Origin of the sequence: Janthinobacterium saanense (assembly GCF_014200675.1) — a bacterium.
Lineage (GTDB): Bacteria > Pseudomonadota > Gammaproteobacteria > Burkholderiales > Burkholderiaceae_D > Janthinobacterium.
This window is the reverse complement of record NZ_JACHCI010000008.1, coordinates 188,245-205,794: the sequence shown is the minus strand read 5'-3', so window position 1 is coordinate 205,794 and position 17,550 is coordinate 188,245. Positions and strand designations below refer to the sequence as shown.

Genomic DNA, 17,550 nt, shown 5'->3' with positions numbered 1-17,550 from the left:
ATGTCCAGTCCCACCCATTTTGGCCGACGCCGCTTCGGCGGCTTGCTGGCTGCCTTAAGTATGGCTGGTACGGCTGGGATACCGGCACTGGCGGCGGCGCAGTCAAAACGCATGCTGACATCTCTGCCCCTGATCAAGCCGGCGCGGCTGCGCCAGGGCGACCTGGTCGCCATCATCGCCCCGGCTGGCTTTACCGATGACGAAGCAATCGCCAAGGCGGTACAGAATATCGAATCGCTGGGTTTGCGGGCCACCTTGGGCGCGAACATCCGCGCCGTGCACGGCAATTATGCGGGCACGGTGCAGCAGCGGCTGGATGATCTGCACGCTGCTTTTCGCGATCCGCAAGTCAAGGCTGTGTGGGCCATACGCGGCGGCTCGGGCTGCATCTCGCTGCTGGCGCTGATCGACTATGCCTTGATACGCAGCAACCCGAAGATATTGATCGGCTATTCCGACATTACTGCGCTGCACCTGGCCATCGCCAGCCAGACGGGCCTGGTGACGTTCCACGGTCCGGTGGCTTCCTCGACCTTTTCCGATTACACGGTGATCCAGCTGCAAAACGTGCTGATGACGCCGCAGCCGCGCTACACCATCACGATGTCGGCGGAAAATCAATTACGCGGTGAAACGGAAGCCAATTTCGCCATCCGCACCGTGCATGGCGGGCAAGCGACAGGCCGTTTGATCGGCGGCAACCTGGCCATGGTCAGTGCGCTGGCCGGCACGCCGTATGCGGCCGATTTCCGCGAGCATATCTTGTTCCTGGAAGACGTCAACGAAGCGCCCTATCGCATCGACAGGATGTTGTGCCAACTGGACCTCTCAACCGGTTTTCGGTCTGCTGCGGCCTTGATGCTCGGCATTTTCGAGCATTGCGAGGCCGATGAAGGCGATACCTCCCTGACCCTGAACGCCACCGTCGACCAGCATTTGCTGCCTTTATCCGTGCCTGCCGTGGCCGGCTATTCCTTCGGCCATATCCGCCATCAATTCACCTTGCCTATGCAGATACTGGCGACTCTCGATGCGGAGCGGCAAACCTTGACCTTGCTGGAAGCGGCCGTCACTTAGCCGACAGTGCGCGCGGCGTGGCAAACGTATTGCCGGTATGCTTGGCACATGGACATTTTTAACCGCCGCGCCAGTGCTTACATCCTCAGCCATCCGCTGGCGTTCACGCTGCAGGTGCTGAAAGCCTTCCGTGCCAACCAGGGCTTGCTGCTGGCCGGCGCCGTGGCGTATTACTCGCTGCTATCGATCGTGCCCCTGCTGATGCTGGTGGTGGTCGCCTTGTCGCATGTGATCGCGCAAGATGAATTGCTGCAAACCATAGGCCATTACCTGGAATGGCTGGTGCCGGGGCAATCGAAGGCCATCGTGGCCGAGGTCGCGCATTTTCTCGATAACCGGGGCGTGATCGGCTGGCTGCTGCTGCTGACCATGCTGTTTTTCAGTTCGCTGGCGTTTACCGTGCTGGAAAACGCCATGAGCGTGATTTTCGTGCACAGGGTGGCCATACGCCGCCGGCGTTTCCTGATTTCCGCTATCTTGCCCTACTGCTACATCCTCTGCCTGGGCCTGGGCATCTTGCTGATCACCCTGGTGGCGGGCGGCTTGCAAGTGATGGGTGAGGAAAGCGTGCACTTTTTGCGCCACGACTGGGGCCTGGGGAGGGTGTCCGGCGTGCTGCTGTATCTGCTGGGGCTGGTCGGCGAAATCCTCGTGCTCAGCTCGATCTACCTGGTGATGCCGGTGGGCCGGCTGTCGATCTCGCATGCGCTGATCGGCGGCGTGACGGCGGCCCTTCTATGGGAAATCGCGCGCCACGTGCTGGTCTGGTATTTCTCGACTTTATCGCAGGTCAATGTGGTGTACGGTTCGATGACGACGGCCATCGTCGTGATGTTCAGCCTGGAAATCGGCGCCACCTTGCTGTTGCTGGGCGCACAAGTGATATCGGAATACGAAAGAGTGGCCCGCGGTGACAGGGCCAAGCCTTCAGGTGTGCTAAATACTTGATTTTAAATAGTTGTTGCATCGCACAAAAGGCTGTGCTATAATTCTTGCAGTGATTGAGATTTGCTTGCAAATAGTCTCACTATCCAGCCCTCACACGGCGACCGACACAGGTGTAATGTCGATGGCGTGACAGTGTGAATCATGGATTTTTTGTAATTCCGGATACGATGGTCGCTACACCTTGGAGTCACTATGCAGATAGCATGGGAGTCCGAAAATCAGGAGGCACTTTGCAGATAGCACTGGCGTCCATGACTCGATTAAAGCATTGGTAATACATTGGAACAAAGCCCGCGACCGCGGGCTTTTTTTTCGTCTGGATGGCGCGCTTGAGCAACCTACTGCGCAGCCCGCTCTCGAATCGGCGTTACTCGCCGTACCGAATGTACGGCTGCGTTACTCAATCCGATAACGGGCTTGCTCGCTACGGTTGCTCAAGGCGCTGAGACTTTACTGCCTTCCCTTTTTCCTCTTGATTACAATGCTCTGGCGATCAATATCTTCTGGATATCGCTGGTGCCTTCATAAATCTGGCACACGCGCACGTCGCGGTAGATGCGCTCGACGGGGAAATCAGACACGTAGCCATAGCCGCCGTGCACCTGGATCGCGTCGGAGCAGACTTTTTCGGCCATTTCAGACGCAAACAGTTTCGCCATCGCTGCTTCTTTCAGGCAGGGCAAGCCGGCGTCTTTCATCGATGCTGCGTGGCGTATCAATTGCCGCGCTGCTTCGATTTGCGTGGCCATGTCGGCCAGGCGGAATTGCACGGCCTGGTGTTCATAGATGGGTTTGCCGAAACTTTCGCGCTCGCGCGCATAGGACAGGGCCGCTTCGTACGCGGCGCGCGCCATGCCGACTGCTTGCGAGGCGATGCCGATGCGTCCGCCTTCCAGGCCAGACAAGGCGATCTTGTAGCCTTGCCCTTCTTCACCGATCAGGTTTTCTGCTGGAATGCGGCAATTTTCAAACAGGATTTGCGCCGTGTCCGACGAATGCTGGCCCATTTTCTGTTCCAGTCCTGCGACGATATAGCCCGGCGTATTGGTTGGCACCCAGAACGCGCTGATGCCACGCTTGCCAGCTGCCTTGTCGGTCACGGCCATGACGATGGCGACGTCCGCATATTTGCCGCTGGTAATGAATTGTTTCGTGCCATTGATGACGTAATCATTGCCCTCGCGTGTGGCCGTGGTGCGCAGGGCCGAGGCGTCGCTGCCTGTATGCGGTTCCGTCAGGCAAAATGCCCCCAGCATGCTGCCTTGTGCCAGCGGGCGCAGCCATTGTTCTTTCTGCGCATCATTAGCGTACATCATGGCGATGCTGCACACGGGGCAATTGTTGACGGAAATGATGGTCGACGTGCCGCCATCGCCGGCGGCGATTTCTTCCAGCACCAGGGCCAGCGACACGTAATCGAGCCCGGCGCCGCCCAGCGCTTCCGGCACGGCCACGCCGAAGGCGCCCAGCGCGGCCAGCTCTTTCAGTTCTTCTTTGGGGAAATGATGTTCCTTGTCCCAGCGAGCGGCGTTGGGCGCCAGGCGCTCGCGCGAAAAGTTGCGCAAGGCATCCTGGACCATCGCTTGTTCTTCATTCAGTATCATCGGTGCTTGTCTCTTTCTTTTTTATATTTTGCGCCGGCTCAGCTGTTTCTATGCTTACCAGCCGATAGGCTTGCCATCGTAATTGCGGAACACGGCCTCTTGCGTAGGCGCAAGGCTGGCCAGGGTGGCGCGGATGCCGGCAGCACTTTCTTCAGGCGAAATATCGGCGCCGTCGCCACCCATCTCCGTGCGTACCCAGCCCGGATGGAAAGCCACGCAGCTGACGCCTTGCGGGCCATGCAACAGGGCTGTGTCGATCAGCACGGAATTCAAGGCCGCCTTGCTGGCGCGGTAGAGCGAACCGCGTGGACTATTGCGTTCGGAAAGCGAACCCATGTGCGATGACAGCACGGCCAGCTTGCCTTGCGCATGGGCGACCAGCGGCGCCAGGATGGGTAATAAACGCATGGCGGCCAGCACATTGGTGTGCATCACCGTGTCGAAATCTTGTTGCGAGGGAAAACCATCGTGGCGGGGGCCGAAGACGCCCGCGTTGAGGATGGCCACGTCCAGCTTTTCATCGTCGAGTTTCCAGCCTATGCCGGCGCAGCCTTCGACGTCCGTCACGTCCAGCAGATGCGCTTCGGCGCCCAGCTGTTTGAGCGTTTCGCAATCGTCCGGTTTGCGGGCGGTGGCGATCACGCGCCAGCCGTCGTGGCGGTACTGGCGGACGATTTCGTGGCCGATGCCGCGTGAGGCGCCGATGATCAATGCTGTAGGCATGTGTTTCTCCCTGGAATGAAATAAAAAAGGCGCGCCATCTGCAGCCAAGTGCCGACGGTGCGCCTGTCGTCAAACAAGGAGCTTATACCAGTTCGATCGCCATTGCAGTGGCTTCACCGCCGCCTATGCACAGGGCCGCCACGCCGCGCTTGCCGCCGGTTTTTTTCAGTGCGCCCAGCAGGGTGACGATGATGCGCGCGCCCGAAGCGCCGATCGGGTGGCCCAGGGCGCAGGCGCCGCCATGGATGTTGATCTTGCTGTGAGGAATGTCGAGATCATGCATGGCCGCCATCGGCACGGCGGCAAACGCTTCATTGATTTCGAACAAGTCCACATTGCTGCTGCTCCAGCCTGTCTTGGCGTACAGCTTTTTCACTGCGCCGATGGGGGCGGTGGTGAATTCGTTGGGCGCTTGCGCATGCGTGGCGTGGCCATGGATTTTGGCGATCACGGTGCAGCCGAGTTTTTTGGCTGTCGATTCACGCATCAGCACCAGCGCGGCCGCGCCGTCGTTGATCGACGACGACGAGGCGGCCGTGATGGTGCCGTCTTTCTTGAAGGCAGGTTTGAGCGACGGGATCTTTTCCAGGCGCGCCTTTTGCGGACCTTCATCGAGGCTGATCACGGTGTCGCCACCTCGGCCCGGCACGGTGACGGGTGCGATTTCCCATTCAAAACTGCCATCCTTGCTGGCCGCCTGGGCACGCTGCACCGATGCGATGGCGAACGCATCCTGTGCTTCGCGGGTAAATGCATACTGGCTGGCGCATTCTTCGGCAAACGTGCCCATCGAGCGGGCATTGCCTTTTTCATCGCGGCTATAAGCGTCTTCCAGGCCATCCATCATCATGTGGTCGTAAATCATGCCGTGGCCGATGCGGTAACCGCCGCGCGCTTTTGGAATCAGATAGGGCGCATTGGTCATCGATTCCATGCCGCCTGCCACCACTACGTCGGCGCTGCCAGCCAGCAAGGTATCGTGGGCAAACATGGTTGTTTGCATGGCCGAGCCACACATTTTCGACAGGGTCACGGCGCCGGTGGAATCTGGCAAGCCCGCCTTGCGCAAGGCCTGGCGCGCAGGCGCCTGGCCCTGACCGGCCATCAGGCAATTGCCGAAATACACGTGCTCAACGGCATCCGGCGCCACGCCAGCGCGCTCGACGGCGGCGCGGATGGCAACGGCGCCCAGGTCGCTGGCCGTGATGTTGGAAAAGTCGCCCTGGAAGGCGCCCATGGGGGTGCGCGCGGCACCGACGATGACTACTGGATCATGCATGATGTATCTCCGTTATCTAGGTGACTTACTTGGTTTCAGCAAACAATTCACGGCCAATCAGCATGCGGCGGATTTCGCTGGTGCCGGCGCCGATTTCATACAGCTTGGCGTCGCGCCACAGGCGGCCGGCCGGGTACTCGTTGATATAGCCATTGCCGCCCAGCGCCTGGATCGCTTCGCCCGCCATCCAGGTGGCTTTTTCGGCGCTGTACAGAATCGCGCCGGCCGCATCCTTGCGCAACTGGCGCACGGCTTCGGGCGTGGTGGCGCGGTCGCATGCCTGGCCGACGGCGTAGACATAGGCCTTGCACGCCATCATGGTCGAATACATATCGGCCAGTTTGCCCTGCATCAATTGGAATTCACCGATGGCCTGGCCAAATTGCTTGCGGTCATGCACATACGGCACGACCAGGTCCATGCAAGCCTGCATGATGCCCAGCGGTCCGCCAGACAAGACGGTGCGCTCGAAGTCCAGGCCCGACATCAGTACGTTGACCCCCTTGCCCAGGCCGCCCAGCACGTTTTCGGCCGGTACTTCGCAATCCTGGAACACCAGTTCGCCCGTGTGCGAGCCGCGCATGCCCAGCTTGTCGAGTTTTTGTGCGATCGAGAAACCCTTGAAATTCTTTTCGATCAGGAAAGCCGTCATGCCGCGCGGACCCGCTTCCAGGTCATTCTTTGCGTACACCACCAGCACGTCCGCATCGGGGCCGTTGGTGATCCACATCTTGGTGCCGTTCAAGACCCACCGGTCGCCTTTGAAATCGGCGCGCAGCTTCATGCTGACGACGTCCGAGCCGGCGTTCGGTTCCGACATGGCCAGGGCGCCGATGTGTTCGCCCGTGATCAGTTTTGGCAGGTATTTGGCTTTTTGTTCGGCCGTGCCATTGCGCTTGATCTGGTTCACGCACAGGTTCGAATGGGCGCCGTAAGACAGGCCGACCGAGGCCGAGGCGCGCGAAATTTCTTCCATGGCGATGATGTGGGCCAGGTAACCCATGCCCGCGCCGCCGTATTCTTCGCCGACGGTGATGCCGAGTAAACCCATGTCGCCCATCTTGCGCCACAAATCCATCGGGAATTGGTCGGTATGGTCGATTTCAGCGGCGCGCGGCGCGATTTCGGCGGCGGCAAAATGTTGGATCGCCTCACGCAGCGAGGCGATGTCTTCGCCGTGATCAAAGGTCAAACCTGGGAGATGGAGCATGTCGTCCTCGTCTTCGTTATAAGTATGGCAATCAGCGCTGCCGTGTCAGAAGCTAATGATACCGAGTCATGACGTTAACGTAAACGTCAAGTAAGCGTCAAATATACACCCGATCGTGACGCCAGGTGCTGCGGATCTTATTTTGCCGCGACGGCGCCGTTGTCCAGGCCGGCCAGCATCTGCGCGCACGCTTCTTCGTGCGAGCTGATTTCTGCCAGCGCCATTTCGATGTCGATGCGTTGCTGCTCCAGCGTTTGCCGGTGCTGGGCCAGCACGCCGAGGAAACGGTCCATCTGCGCGCGCGTGTCCTTCGGCGTTTCATACATGTCGACCAGGCTTTTGATCTCCGACAAGGCCAGGCCCAGGCGCTTGCCGCGCAGGGTCAGCTTGAGGCGGGTACGGTCGCGCGGCGTGTAGACACGGTTGCGTCCGCCTGCGCCTTCACGCTTGGGGCTGAGCAAGCCCTGGTCTTCATAAAAGCGGATGGCGCGCGCCGTGATGTCGAATTCTCGGGCCAGTTCGGTGATGGTGTAGGTCGTCATCTGTACGGGCGGTGTGGTTTGCATGGCTGGGCGGGGTGTGCGGTGAAAGTGTTGTTGACTGTCATTGACGTTAACGTCAACCACATTGTAGCGCGCTTGCAGCGTGCTGTAGCAGGAAAACCGCGTGGCGGTGATTCGTTGCTCCTGGCGAAGAGTTGCAACAAATAAATGAATTCTATGCGCGAAAAGACGGCACAGATCGAGAGTTGGTGGCCAATATGACACCAAAAGGAACTTTCTTTGTGTCAACTGCGCATATTTTCGTTATGATAGGAGTGAATTGCAAACCAGGCAATCATGGCGCGATAACATGTTCCTAAGCAACATTTCGTAAATGAAACACCGTTTTACTTGCATTCTAAAATACAAATAAAATGGTTTTTATAGAAAGTTTGTTATTAGGAAAGTGTATGACATGCGTCTTGCACTAAACGGGGTAGGAGCGCATGATCCGATACCGTACGTTGTAGCGCCATACCGAAGCTTTGAATCGTGTTGCAGTGCGAAAATCAAAGCTGGCCGCGAATTTGACCCGAAGCCACACAGGATAACAATAGAAAATTCGGCTCAGGTTTTTATCTGAAACCCCCGTCGGATTGTTAATTGTTAATTACTTTATTTTCAAATGTAACAATCCGTATGGTCATTCAAGAAACTGACTTTCATGTTACAACATGAAATAGTGCACCTATGAATTCTTCTAACGAACGCGAAAGCTTTAGCCAACGACTTCAGTTGGCTCTCAAAAACGCCCATTACTCCCCAGACAGCCCGACCAGATTGGCACGGGAATTCAATATCCGTTTCGATGGGCGCCCGATTACCGTGCATGCTGCTAGGAAATGGTTGGTAGGTGAAGCAATTCCTACGCAAGAAAAATTGCGCATGATCGCCCAATGGCTGGGCGTGCCTGCGGAATGGTTGCGTTTCGGCGGCCCTGAAAGTGCCACGCCGAATGGCGAATCGACCAGCGCCTTGTCGCGATTTGAGTCGGCCGATGTGAAATTGATTGCTGATTTGCAAAGATTGGATGAACATCATCGGCAAATCGCACGTGAATTTATTCGCATGCTGGTACGCGTCAACTACCAAAAGTAATCATTCTGGCGTCCACACGCCGTTGCCGTCCGGCTACATGCCGGCGGCATACCCCTTGTACTTTTTTTGCGCCGGGTCATACTGGAGACATGATTTTGCCGCACAATAAGACCTCGTATGTTGCGCTGCAACCCAATTTTTTGATGATAATCCTGTAACAGTCAGCGCAGTGGCGAATACTAGCTCATAATCACATCAGAAACAGCCAGTTGTCATCCACCACGGAGCCGAGCATTTGAGCCGTCTTATGAAAAGTAACTACAGCAACACCGCGCAGCTGAAAGACTTGATGACCGTGCCGCCCATGACCGCCGCGCAACATGCGGAAGTGATGCGCAAACGGATAGCCCACCGCAGGATGGTTGAAGAAGCCAGGGATTTGAAGCAGGCAAGCGCGGTTCAGTTCGAAAAGCGTTGAACCGCTAGCGTTACATAGCAGTACCGCTGTCGCTGGCGCTGGCCTTCAGGCCATTCCAGCGCGGTGCCAAACCATGTTCGATGCCGAACAGGTCAATGACACGCGCTACAGTATGGTCGACCATTTCAGCAATGCTCTGCGGATGGTGATAAAAACTGGGTAGCGGCGGGAAGATGATGCCGCCCATTTCGGTGACCATCGTCATATTGCGCAAGTGCGCCAGATTGAACGGCGTTTCGCGCACCATCAACACCAGGCGGCGACGCTCCTTGAGCACCACGTCGGCTGCCCGCGTGATCAGATTATCCGACAAGCCATGGGCCACGGCCGCCAGGGTTTTCATCGAGCACGGCGCGATCACCATGCCGTCCGACTGGAACGAACCGCTGGCAATCGCCGCGCCGATGTCGCGCAGCTTGTGCACCACGTGCGCCAGCGCTTCGACTTCTTTGCGGGCCATGCCCGTTTCCTGATGCAGGGTCAATACAGCCGCGTCCGACAAGACCAGATGTGTCTCGACGCCGGGGATGGCGCCGAGCAATTGCAGCAGCCGCAAGCCATACACGGCGCCAGTGGCGCCCGTGATGGCAATGACGATACGGCGCGGCTGTTGGCTATCAGGCATTCAACAGCGATTTCAGTTCGCCCGATTCAAACATTTCATTCATGATGTCGGAGCCGCCGATGAACTCGCCTTTGACATACAGTTGTGGAATGGTTGGCCAGTTCGAGTAATCCTTGATGCCTTGGCGAACTTCAGGATCGTCCAGCACGTTGACTGTAGCGATGTTTTCCACGCCGCATGCTTTCAGGATCTGGATGGCGCGGCCGGAAAAGCCGCACTGCGGAAATTGGGCCGTGCCCTTCATGAACAGCACGACGGGCGTGTTCGTCACGGTTTCTTTGATCCAGGTTTGTACGTCGCTCATAGCTGCCTCTGATGGGGAAATAAATAAGATGGCGTCATTTTATAAGAAAACGACGCCATGAGTATGGGCCGGGGCCACAAATGGGGAAAGCGCACCACGCTGGTCGCGTTATAAAACCTTACCCAGGCAGATCGATTGCACTGCGCCCACGTATTTGCCATACGCGGGCACGGCAAGGTAGCCATGCTTGCGGTAAAACGCCACCGCCCGGCCATTGGCCACGCGGGTCGCCAGATAAATGTGGGCATAGCCATGCTGGCGTGCCATGGTTTCCACATGGTCCAGCAGGGCCGCGCCTACGCCAGCCTGGCCGGGGCGCGCATACATACGCTTGAGTTCGCCTGTTGAGCTGCCGCCATCGCCGCCCAAGGGCCGCAAGGCAGCGCAGCCCAGCAGTTCGCCATCGCTGTTGCTGGCGATAAAGAAACCACCGCGTCCGCCCCGTGTCTCTTCTGCGTCGAACGAAGAGCGGCCACTGTCGCCATTGATGCTCAGCAAGGCGTCCGACAAGGCGTCCAGCAACTGCTGCGCCTCGCCGCCGCCGGCGTCCACCGCCGTGATGATGATTGCCTGGGCGGTGGTCATGGACTTAACCGCGCAGCTTGGCGAACGCGGCGGCCATGCTGCCGGCCGGCTCGGGCGCGTTGCGCGATTGCGACTGGTGCTGGGCCATGCTGCGGCGGTCGTTGCGGTCGCCACGCTGTTCCGGTTTGCTGCCCGCTTGCGGCGCGCTATCGGTCAGGCGCATGGTCAGCGCGATGCGTTTGCGCTTTTCATCGACTTCCAGCACTTTGACGCGCACCACCTGGCCCGCTTTGACTACCGTGTGCGGATCTTTCACGAAGGTGCTCGACAGGGCCGAAATATGCACCAGGCCATCCTGATGCACGCCGATATCGACGAAGGCGCCAAACGCGGCCACGTTGGTGACCACGCCTTCCAGGATCATGTCGGGACGCAAGTCGCGGATCTCTTCCACGCCTTCCTTGAAGGTGGCGGTGGTAAATTCCGGACGCGGATCGCGGCCCGGTTTTTCCAGCTCTTTTAAAATGTCGGAAATGGTCGGTACGCCGAATTTCTCGTCAGCATACTTTGCCGGGCTCAGGGTTTTCAGCAGCGCCGTTTCACCGATGACGGCCTTGATATCCTTCTTGATGTCAGCCAGGATCTTTTCCACCAGCGGGTACGATTCCGGGTGGACGGCCGAGGCGTCCAGCGGGTTTTCACCGCCCATTACGCGCAGGAAGCCAGCCGCCTGTTCAAACGTCTTGTCGCCCAGGCGCGGCACGGCTTTCAAGGCCGCGCGCGAAGTGAAGGCGCCCTTCATGTCGCGGTAGGTGACGATGCTTTGCGCCACGCTGGCCGACAGGCCCGACACGCGCGCCAGCAGCGGCGCCGAGGCCGTGTTGACGTCCACGCCCACGGCGTTCACGCAATCTTCCACCACGGCATCGAGCGAGCGCGCCAGCTGGCTTTGACTGACGTCATGCTGATACTGGCCCACGCCGATCGATTTCGGATCGATTTTCACCAGTTCGGCCAGCGGATCTTGCAGGCGGCGTGCGATCGAGACGGCGCCGCGCAAGGACACATCCATGTCCGGCAATTCTTTCGAGGCGAACTCGGACGCCGAATACACCGACGCGCCTGCTTCCGAGACGACGATTTTCGTCATCTTCGCTTCCGGGTGCTGCTTGATCAAATCCTGCGCCAGCTTGTCGGTTTCGCGCGAAGCGGTGCCGTTGCCGATGGAAATCAAGGACACATTGTGCTTGGCGGCCAGGCGGCCCAGGGTATGCAGCGAACCATCCCAGTCATTCTTTGGCTGGTGCGGGTAAATTACGGCCGTGTCGACCACTTTACCGGTGGCATCGACCACGGCCACTTTCACGCCCGTGCGCAGGCCTGGGTCCAGGCCCATGGTGGCGCGCTGGCCGGCTGGCGCTGCCAGCAGCAGTGCTTTCAAATTGGTGGCGAAGACATTGATGGCGTCCAGTTCCGAGCGTTCGCGCAGCGCGCCCATCAGTTCCGTTTCCAGATGCATGAAGCTCTTCACGCGCCAGGTCCAGCGGGCCGTGTCGGCCAGCCATTTGTCGGCCGGGCGGCTTTGCTGCTTGATGCCGAAACGGGCGGCGATGCGGCCTTCGCACGGATTATGCGGCGCATCCCACTTCGGTTTTTCTGCTTCCGTATCGAGGCGCAGGGTCACGTCGAGGATGCCTTCGCGGCGGCCGCGCAGCAGCGCCAGGGCGCGGTGCGATGGCACGGTGGAAATGGTTTCGGAGTAGTCGAAATAATCGGCGAATTTTTCGCCTTCGTCCTGCTTGCCTTCCACCACTTTCGATTCGACCACGCCGTGTTCCTGCACGTACTCGCGCAAGGTTTGCAGCAGGGTCGCGTCTTCGGCGAAACGCTCCATCAAAATCTGGCGCGCGCCATCCAGGGCGGCTTTGGTGTCGGCCACGCCAGGGTTGTTGCCCTCGGCACTGGTAAACGCGTCGCGCAGGAACTTGCCCGCTTCCATTTCCGGCGTCAGTTCCGGGTTCTCCAGCAAGCCATCGGCCAGCGGCATCAAGCCTGCTTCAATGGCGATCTGCGCCTTGGTGCGGCGTTTTTGCTTGTACGGCAAGTACAAATCTTCCAGGCGCGTCTTGTCTTCGGCGTGCATGACGGCATCTAAGAGCTCGGGCGTCATCTTGTTCTGTTCGGTGATCGAGGCCACGATGGCGGCGCGCCGCTCTTCCAGTTCGCGCAGGTAGCGCAGGCGCTCTTCGAGCAGGCGCAACTGGATATCGTCGAGGCCGCCGGTCGCTTCCTTGCGGTAACGGGCGATAAAAGGCACGGTCGCGCCTTCATCGAGCAGTTCGATGGCGGCGGCAACCTGCACCGGTTTGGCGGCAAGTTCAAGGGCAAGGCGTTGTTCGATAGTGGGCAGCATGGTTGTTTCCAAAGCGATCAAGCCTGGAATGATACGCAATCGGCGCGATTGCGCAATCTTGACAGTGCAAATGGACTGTGCGTTACCACCGGGGCCAGCAGCCGCCTAAAAAATTGCCAAATAGCTTGATTTATTTCCTAAATGCATTATTTATATGGCAGTGGCCAGGCAGGATACGGCGCATGGCGCATACCGATGCCGCCATTTGTATGCCAATTTCGGTCCTTGCACGGCGGAAGTGTGGCATTAAATACTTATTTTTTAAGCATCGCGCAGGAAAACTACCTAAACAGTGTGTGCGAATCAAGCCAGCAGCGCGTGTATGGCGGATAATATCGCCTGTTGCCGATTTGGATACGACCTTTACATACTCATGCGCCCCATGGATTTTACCCGCGACGAAACCAGTGAAACCCCAGTTGCCCCGGCCGCGCCGGGAGCGCCTTTGCCGTACGCCATCGCCACATGGTTGCAACGGGTGGAGGCAGCCGCGCATCCGAAAGCCGTGCTCAATGTTGTCGAGCCCGACGCCAAACTGAATCAGCATCGCCTCATTTACGTGCTGGCGCCCACCAGCGGTGGCCGCCATGTGGCGCTGTGCCTGTACAAGGCGCGGCTGCGGCCGAATGGCGACGTGGCGGCGGCCAGTCCCATCAGCGAAATTTTTTCCCTGCTGTCGGCGCCGCCCACCTTTTTGACGCCGGCCGATGAAGATCTGGTGCGTTTCTTCGTGGCCATGCGCAGCGGGCAAAATTCGCAGACGGGCAGCGCTACTGAACCCAAGGGCAAGGTCGGTGCAGCCCTGCTGAAAATGCTGGCTGAGCAAGACAAGCTGTTGTGGGCCAATTCCTGGGCCGATGTGGGCAATGGCCTGGTATATCCGCTGAAGGAAGGTCCGATACGTCCGGCGCGTCTGTTCTGGCGCGACGAGGGCAAGACCATGCGCCTGGGCTGGCAAGTCGATCCGCCGGAAGGCGTGCAACACCATGGCGCCGACCAGATCGATTACATGCTGCCCACCGATCCGCCGTGGTATATCGATAATCTGTCGTGCGGCGTGCTGGAACTGAACCAGGGCGGCTCCGAAATTTCGCTGGCCGACCTGCAGGCGCTGGTGGCGCAGGCGCCGCCGTTGAACGCGAATGACAAGGTGCGCGTGTCGCAACTGCTGCTGGCGCAAGGCTTGCAACATTTGATGCCGCTGCCGCAACCGTTGCCGCAGCGCTTGCGCAAGGATGTGCCCGCACAACCTGTGCTGCTGCTCGATAGCGCCATGCTGGCCGATGGCAGCTTGCAGCGCTGGCATGATTTCGCCGTGCTGTCCTATGACTACGATGGCGAGCGCGTCTCGTTCGACCCGGCCCAGCGCGTGGTGCGCCAGGTGGGCGATGTGACGGAAATTATCCACCGCAATACGGCCGACGAGGCGCGCGCGCTGGCGACGCTTGCTGGCCTGCAATTCAAGAAACCCGGTTCGGCCCCGCTGAGCGGCTTGAAGGGCGCTTTGCTGCTGCCCAGCCAGGCGGAATGGCTGCGCTTTGCCGAGGTCGGTATTGAACAGTTGCAAGCGCAGGGCTGGATCGTGGAAAAGACGGCCAAGTACCGCTACGACGTGAGCGAGGTCGATGACTGGTATGCCGAGATCGATGACCAGGACCCGGATAGCGGCAATGCCTGGTTCGAGCTGGAGCTGGGCATCGTCGTCAACCACGAGCGCGTGCCGCTGCTGCCGGTGCTGGTGCAACTGATACGCAATGCGCCCAATGATTTCAATCCGAAAACCATCGAAGCGCATGGCGCGGAAGATCACATGCTGGCCACCTTGCCCGATGGCACGCGCGTGGCCCTGCCATGGGGCCGCGTACGGCCGATTCTGAACACCCTGGGCGAGCTGTATTTCAGCGACAAGATCAAGCATGCCGTGCGCATGTCGACCCTGGATGCGGCGCGCCTGGAAGAGCTGGCGCGCGGGCTGGAGCTGCGCTGGACGGGCGGCGAGCAATTGCGCGCCATGGGCCGCAAGCTGAGCCAGTTCGGAGCGGTGCAAAAAGTGGCGGCACCTGCAGGTTTGCAGGCGACCTTGCGCGATTACCAGGCTGATGGCCTGGCGTGGATGCAATTCTTGCGCGACCATGATCTGGCGGGGATTTTGGCCGATGACATGGGTCTCGGCAAGACCGTGCAAACGCTGGCGCATATATTGGTCGAGAAAGAAGCGGGCCGACTGACGCATCCGGCGCTGGTGATTGCACCAACGAGTTTGATGGGCAACTGGCAGGATGAAGCGGCCAAGTTTGCCCCTGCTCTGAAGGTATTGCTGCTGCAAGGCAAGGACCGCGCCCAGCAGTTTGACCAGATCGACTCCTGCGATCTGGTGCTGACCACCTATGCCTTGTTGCCGCGCGACGAGGAAATCCTGCGCGAACACGATTTCCACCTGGTCATTCTGGATGAGTCGCATTACATCAAGAATACGCGCAGCAAGGCGGCGCAAAGCGCGGGCCTGCTGCGCGCGCGCCACCGTTTGTGCCTGTCCGGCACGCCGTTGGAAAATCATCTGGGTGAATTGTGGTCGCAATTCCACTTCCTGCTGCCGGGCTTGCTGGGTGACGAGAAGACGTTCAATACGCAATTCCGCCACCCGATCGAGCGCCAGGACGATCCGCTGCGCCGCATGCTGTTGAACCGCCGCATCAAGCCTTTCCTGTTGCGCCGCACCAAGGACAATGTGGCCAAGGAATTGCCGCCGAAGACAGAAATGGTGCGCAAGGTGGAATTGACGGGGCCGCAGCGCGACTTGTACGAAACCGTGCGCTTGGCGATGGACCAGAAAGTGCGCGAAGAAATCGACAAGAAGGGCGTGGCGCGCAGCCAGATCGTGATCCTGGAAGCGTTGCTGAAATTGCGCCAGGTCTGCTGCGATCCGCGTCTGGTGAAATCCTTGCCGGCGAAGAAGCAGTCGGCTGGTTCGGCCAAGCTGATCGACCTGATGCAGATGGTGGAAGACTTGCTCGATGAAGGCCGCAAGATTCTGGTGTTCTCGCAATTTACCAGCATGCTGGAATTGATCGAGGAAGAACTGGAATCGCGCGACATCCCATATGCCTTGCTGACGGGCGAAACCAAAGACCGCAGCGCGCAAGTGGCGGCTTTCCAGCAGGGGGCCGTGCCGATCTTTTTGATCAGCCTCAAGGCTGGTGGCGTGGGCTTGAACCTGACGGCGGCCGACACGGTCATCCATTATGACCCGTGGTGGAATCCGGCAGCAGAAAACCAGGCCACCGACCGCGCCTGGCGTATCGGCCAGGACAAGCCGGTGTTTGTCTACAAGCTGATCGCCAAGGGCACCCTGGAAGAAAAAATCCAGCTGCTGCAGCAAAAGAAAGCGGAATTGGCGCAATCGATCCTGGTCGAAGGCGAATCGCAGAAAATGGCCCTGACGCAGGAAGACTTGCAGCAAATTTTCGCGCCGCTGGAAGAGTAAACGGCGTGTAGCGCTCTATACTTGGCGTTTCAATCTTGCCAGGTGTAAAGCATGCTGTTTTTTCTAATTTTGCTGTTCGCCGGCGTCATCCTGATGGCGCTGCGTTTCGTGCAATTGCGCCGCGCCCTGTTGCGCGCGCGGGCTGGCGAGGCGCAGTTTCGCCAGCTGGCGGAACACAGCCTCGATGCGCTCTGGCTGCTGGACTGCGCCACCCTGGAACTGCGTTATGTGAGCCCGGCCGGACAGCGCCTGAGTGGTCATGATTTACCTGCCCTGCAGCAACACGCGGCGCGCCTGGCCGCTGATCTACCCGCCCGCTTGCAGCGCTGGCGCGATGGCGATACCAGCCGCTTGAGCTTGCTGCGTGAAGTGGAATTGCCGCACCGCGATGGCCAGATGCTGGCGCTGGAAGTGAGCTCGACATTCGTGCTCGATGCGGCGGGCCAGCCTGTCTCGCTGGTGGGCGTGGCGCGTGACGTCACGCAGGTCCAGGCGCAAGAGGCAGAGCGCGAAAAGGAACAACAGCGTTTTGCATCGATGCTGTCGCACGAATTCCGTACGCCGCTGGCGACCATCGATGGCGCCATCCAGCGTTTGGTGGCGACGGCCGCTGCGGCTGGGGCCGACGAAGGCACGCGCAAGCGTTACGTGAAAATCCAGACGGCCGTGGACCGTTTGCTGGCCATGATCAACGATTATCTGTCGCCCGAGCGCATGGCTGCCATCGGCCGCGAAAAAACGGCAAACGGCATCGCGCCGCTGGCCTTGCTGCAACAGGCGGCGGCCACCGTGCCAGCCAGCCATCCGGTGCAGCTGCAACTCGATGAAGACTTGCCGCCGCATTTGCGCTGCGATGTGCCGGGCATGAGCTTGTGCCTGAAAATCCTGCTGGACAACGCTGTCAAGTTCAGTCCCGCCGGCAGCCCGATTGTGCTGGCAGCCCGGCTGGCGCCCGAAGGCGGCGTGGCCTTGTGCGTCAGCGACCAGGGGCCTGGCGTGCCGGACGACGAGATGGGCCGCGTGTTTGAAAAAGGCTTCCGCGGTATTCATGCGGGCGACCATGCGGGCGCGGGCCTGGGTTTGTACATGGCGCGCGCCGTGGTCGAGGTGCATGGCGGCAGTTTACAGCTGCAGAATCGGCCCGAAGGCGGCGCGGTTTTCCGGATTTGGCTGCCGATACCCGTCGAGACGGGGAAAAGCCTTGCTTCCACTGTAGTCAACCATGATAATTCCTTGACGTAAACCTATTAGGCCGTACATCATGGATACAGGAGTGTTTGGCAGCTTTGCCCACGGATTG

Annotated in this window: 15 protein-coding genes; 6 read left to right on the top strand and 9 right to left on the bottom strand. The window is 59.3% G+C overall.

Annotated elements, in window-relative coordinates; translation table 11 throughout:
- Together HDE72_RS13630 and HDE72_RS13625 are read left to right on the top strand one after the other, a co-directional pair.
- Entirely contained in the window at positions 1-1,077 is a 1,077-nt protein-coding gene (locus HDE72_RS13630; protein WP_183741658.1) for a S66 peptidase family protein, read from the top strand.
- Between the two features lie 48 nt (positions 1,078-1,125).
- Positions 1,126-2,025, top strand: a complete 900-nt coding sequence (locus tag HDE72_RS13625) for a YihY/virulence factor BrkB family protein (RefSeq protein WP_183741655.1) — start codon at positions 1,126-1,128, stop codon at positions 2,023-2,025.
- Between the two features lie 476 nt (positions 2,026-2,501).
- Here the strand turns inward: HDE72_RS13625 and HDE72_RS13620 are convergent, their stop codons facing one another.
- The 5 genes from HDE72_RS13620 to HDE72_RS13600 form a co-directional block, all read right to left on the bottom strand.
- Entirely contained in the window at positions 2,502-3,629 is a 1,128-nt protein-coding gene (locus HDE72_RS13620; protein ID WP_183741653.1) for an acyl-CoA dehydrogenase family protein, read from the bottom strand.
- Between the two features lie 54 nt (positions 3,630-3,683).
- Entirely contained in the window at positions 3,684-4,352 is a 669-nt protein-coding gene (locus HDE72_RS13615; protein WP_183741651.1) for an SDR family oxidoreductase, read from the bottom strand.
- Between the two features lie 82 nt (positions 4,353-4,434).
- Positions 4,435-5,631, bottom strand: a complete 1,197-nt coding sequence (locus HDE72_RS13610) for an acetyl-CoA C-acyltransferase (RefSeq protein WP_183741649.1) — start codon at positions 5,629-5,631, stop codon at positions 4,435-4,437.
- A gap of 25 nt (positions 5,632-5,656) precedes the next feature.
- Entirely contained in the window at positions 5,657-6,841 is a 1,185-nt protein-coding gene (locus HDE72_RS13605) for an isovaleryl-CoA dehydrogenase (protein ID WP_183741647.1), read from the bottom strand.
- 137 nt (positions 6,842-6,978) lie between these two features.
- A complete protein-coding gene (locus HDE72_RS13600; protein ID WP_183741714.1) occupies positions 6,979-7,383 on the bottom strand; it encodes a MerR family transcriptional regulator in 405 nt (134 codons plus the stop codon).
- A 690-nt stretch (positions 7,384-8,073) separates the two neighbouring features.
- Between HDE72_RS13600 and HDE72_RS13595 the strand changes: the two genes are divergently transcribed.
- Together HDE72_RS13595 and HDE72_RS13590 are read left to right on the top strand one after the other, a co-directional pair.
- Positions 8,074-8,481, top strand: a complete 408-nt coding sequence (locus HDE72_RS13595; RefSeq protein ID WP_183741645.1) for a hypothetical protein — start codon at positions 8,074-8,076, stop codon at positions 8,479-8,481.
- A gap of 247 nt (positions 8,482-8,728) precedes the next feature.
- Positions 8,729-8,899 carry a hypothetical protein gene (locus tag HDE72_RS13590; RefSeq protein ID WP_183741643.1) on the top strand — a complete coding sequence of 57 codons (171 nt, stop codon included), beginning with the start codon at positions 8,729-8,731 and terminating at the stop codon, positions 8,897-8,899.
- A gap of 10 nt (positions 8,900-8,909) precedes the next feature.
- Here HDE72_RS13590 and HDE72_RS13585 read toward each other — a convergent pair whose 3' ends face one another.
- The 4 genes from HDE72_RS13585 to HDE72_RS13570 all read right to left on the bottom strand — a co-directional run bounded on the left by HDE72_RS13585 (position 8,910) and on the right by HDE72_RS13570 (position 12,766).
- Complete coding sequence (locus HDE72_RS13585; protein ID WP_183741641.1) at positions 8,910-9,524, bottom strand: UbiX family flavin prenyltransferase; 615 nt, start codon at positions 9,522-9,524, stop codon at positions 8,910-8,912.
- Positions 9,517-9,828: a Grx4 family monothiol glutaredoxin gene (gene grxD, locus HDE72_RS13580; protein WP_183682494.1), complete on the bottom strand. Its 312-nt coding sequence runs from the start codon at positions 9,826-9,828 to the stop codon at positions 9,517-9,519. Before grxD ends, HDE72_RS13585 begins: the two co-directional genes overlap by 8 nt.
- A gap of 108 nt (positions 9,829-9,936) precedes the next feature.
- A complete protein-coding gene (locus HDE72_RS13575) occupies positions 9,937-10,413 on the bottom strand; it encodes a GNAT family N-acetyltransferase (protein ID WP_183741639.1) in 477 nt (158 codons plus the stop codon).
- 4 nt (positions 10,414-10,417) lie between these two features.
- Positions 10,418-12,766, bottom strand: a complete 2,349-nt coding sequence (locus HDE72_RS13570; protein WP_183741637.1) for a Tex family protein — start codon at positions 12,764-12,766, stop codon at positions 10,418-10,420.
- 382 nt (positions 12,767-13,148) lie between these two features.
- Between HDE72_RS13570 and HDE72_RS13565 the strand changes: the two genes are divergently transcribed.
- Complete coding sequence (locus HDE72_RS13565) at positions 13,149-16,250, top strand: DEAD/DEAH box helicase (protein ID WP_183741635.1); 3,102 nt, start codon at positions 13,149-13,151, stop codon at positions 16,248-16,250.
- A 51-nt stretch (positions 16,251-16,301) separates the two neighbouring features.
- Positions 16,302-17,492 carry a PAS domain-containing sensor histidine kinase gene (locus tag HDE72_RS13560; protein ID WP_183741633.1) on the top strand — a complete coding sequence of 397 codons (1,191 nt, stop codon included), beginning with the start codon at positions 16,302-16,304 and terminating at the stop codon, positions 17,490-17,492.
- The last annotated feature ends 58 nt before the right edge of the window (positions 17,493-17,550 follow it).

What these genes read in the sequence shown, in the direction of transcription:
- HDE72_RS13570 (WP_183741637.1), bottom strand. Translation starts at nt 12,766, where the DNA reads ATGCTGCCCACTATCGAACAACGCCTTGCCCTTGAACTTGCCGCCAAA.
- HDE72_RS13565 (WP_183741635.1), top strand. Translation starts at nt 13,149, where the DNA reads ATGGATTTTACCCGCGACGAAACCAGTGAAACCCCAGTTGCCCCGGCC.
- HDE72_RS13590 (WP_183741643.1), top strand. Translation starts at nt 8,729, where the DNA reads ATGAAAAGTAACTACAGCAACACCGCGCAGCTGAAAGACTTGATGACC.
- HDE72_RS13585 (WP_183741641.1), bottom strand. Translation starts at nt 9,524, where the DNA reads ATGCCTGATAGCCAACAGCCGCGCCGTATCGTCATTGCCATCACGGGC.
- HDE72_RS13630 (WP_183741658.1), top strand. Translation starts at nt 1, where the DNA reads ATGTCCAGTCCCACCCATTTTGGCCGACGCCGCTTCGGCGGCTTGCTG.
- HDE72_RS13560 (WP_183741633.1), top strand. Translation starts at nt 16,302, where the DNA reads ATGCTGTTTTTTCTAATTTTGCTGTTCGCCGGCGTCATCCTGATGGCG.
- HDE72_RS13600 (WP_183741714.1), bottom strand. Translation starts at nt 7,383, where the DNA reads ATGACGACCTACACCATCACCGAACTGGCCCGAGAATTCGACATCACG.
- HDE72_RS13620 (WP_183741653.1), bottom strand. Translation starts at nt 3,629, where the DNA reads ATGATACTGAATGAAGAACAAGCGATGGTCCAGGATGCCTTGCGCAAC.
- HDE72_RS13605 (WP_183741647.1), bottom strand. Translation starts at nt 6,841, where the DNA reads ATGCTCCATCTCCCAGGTTTGACCTTTGATCACGGCGAAGACATCGCC.
- HDE72_RS13610 (WP_183741649.1), bottom strand. Translation starts at nt 5,631, where the DNA reads ATGCATGATCCAGTAGTCATCGTCGGTGCCGCGCGCACCCCCATGGGC.
- HDE72_RS13595 (WP_183741645.1), top strand. Translation starts at nt 8,074, where the DNA reads ATGAATTCTTCTAACGAACGCGAAAGCTTTAGCCAACGACTTCAGTTG.
- HDE72_RS13615 (WP_183741651.1), bottom strand. Translation starts at nt 4,352, where the DNA reads ATGCCTACAGCATTGATCATCGGCGCCTCACGCGGCATCGGCCACGAA.
- HDE72_RS13625 (WP_183741655.1), top strand. Translation starts at nt 1,126, where the DNA reads ATGGACATTTTTAACCGCCGCGCCAGTGCTTACATCCTCAGCCATCCG.
- HDE72_RS13575 (WP_183741639.1), bottom strand. Translation starts at nt 10,413, where the DNA reads ATGACCACCGCCCAGGCAATCATCATCACGGCGGTGGACGCCGGCGGC.
- grxD (WP_183682494.1), bottom strand. Translation starts at nt 9,828, where the DNA reads ATGAGCGACGTACAAACCTGGATCAAAGAAACCGTGACGAACACGCCC.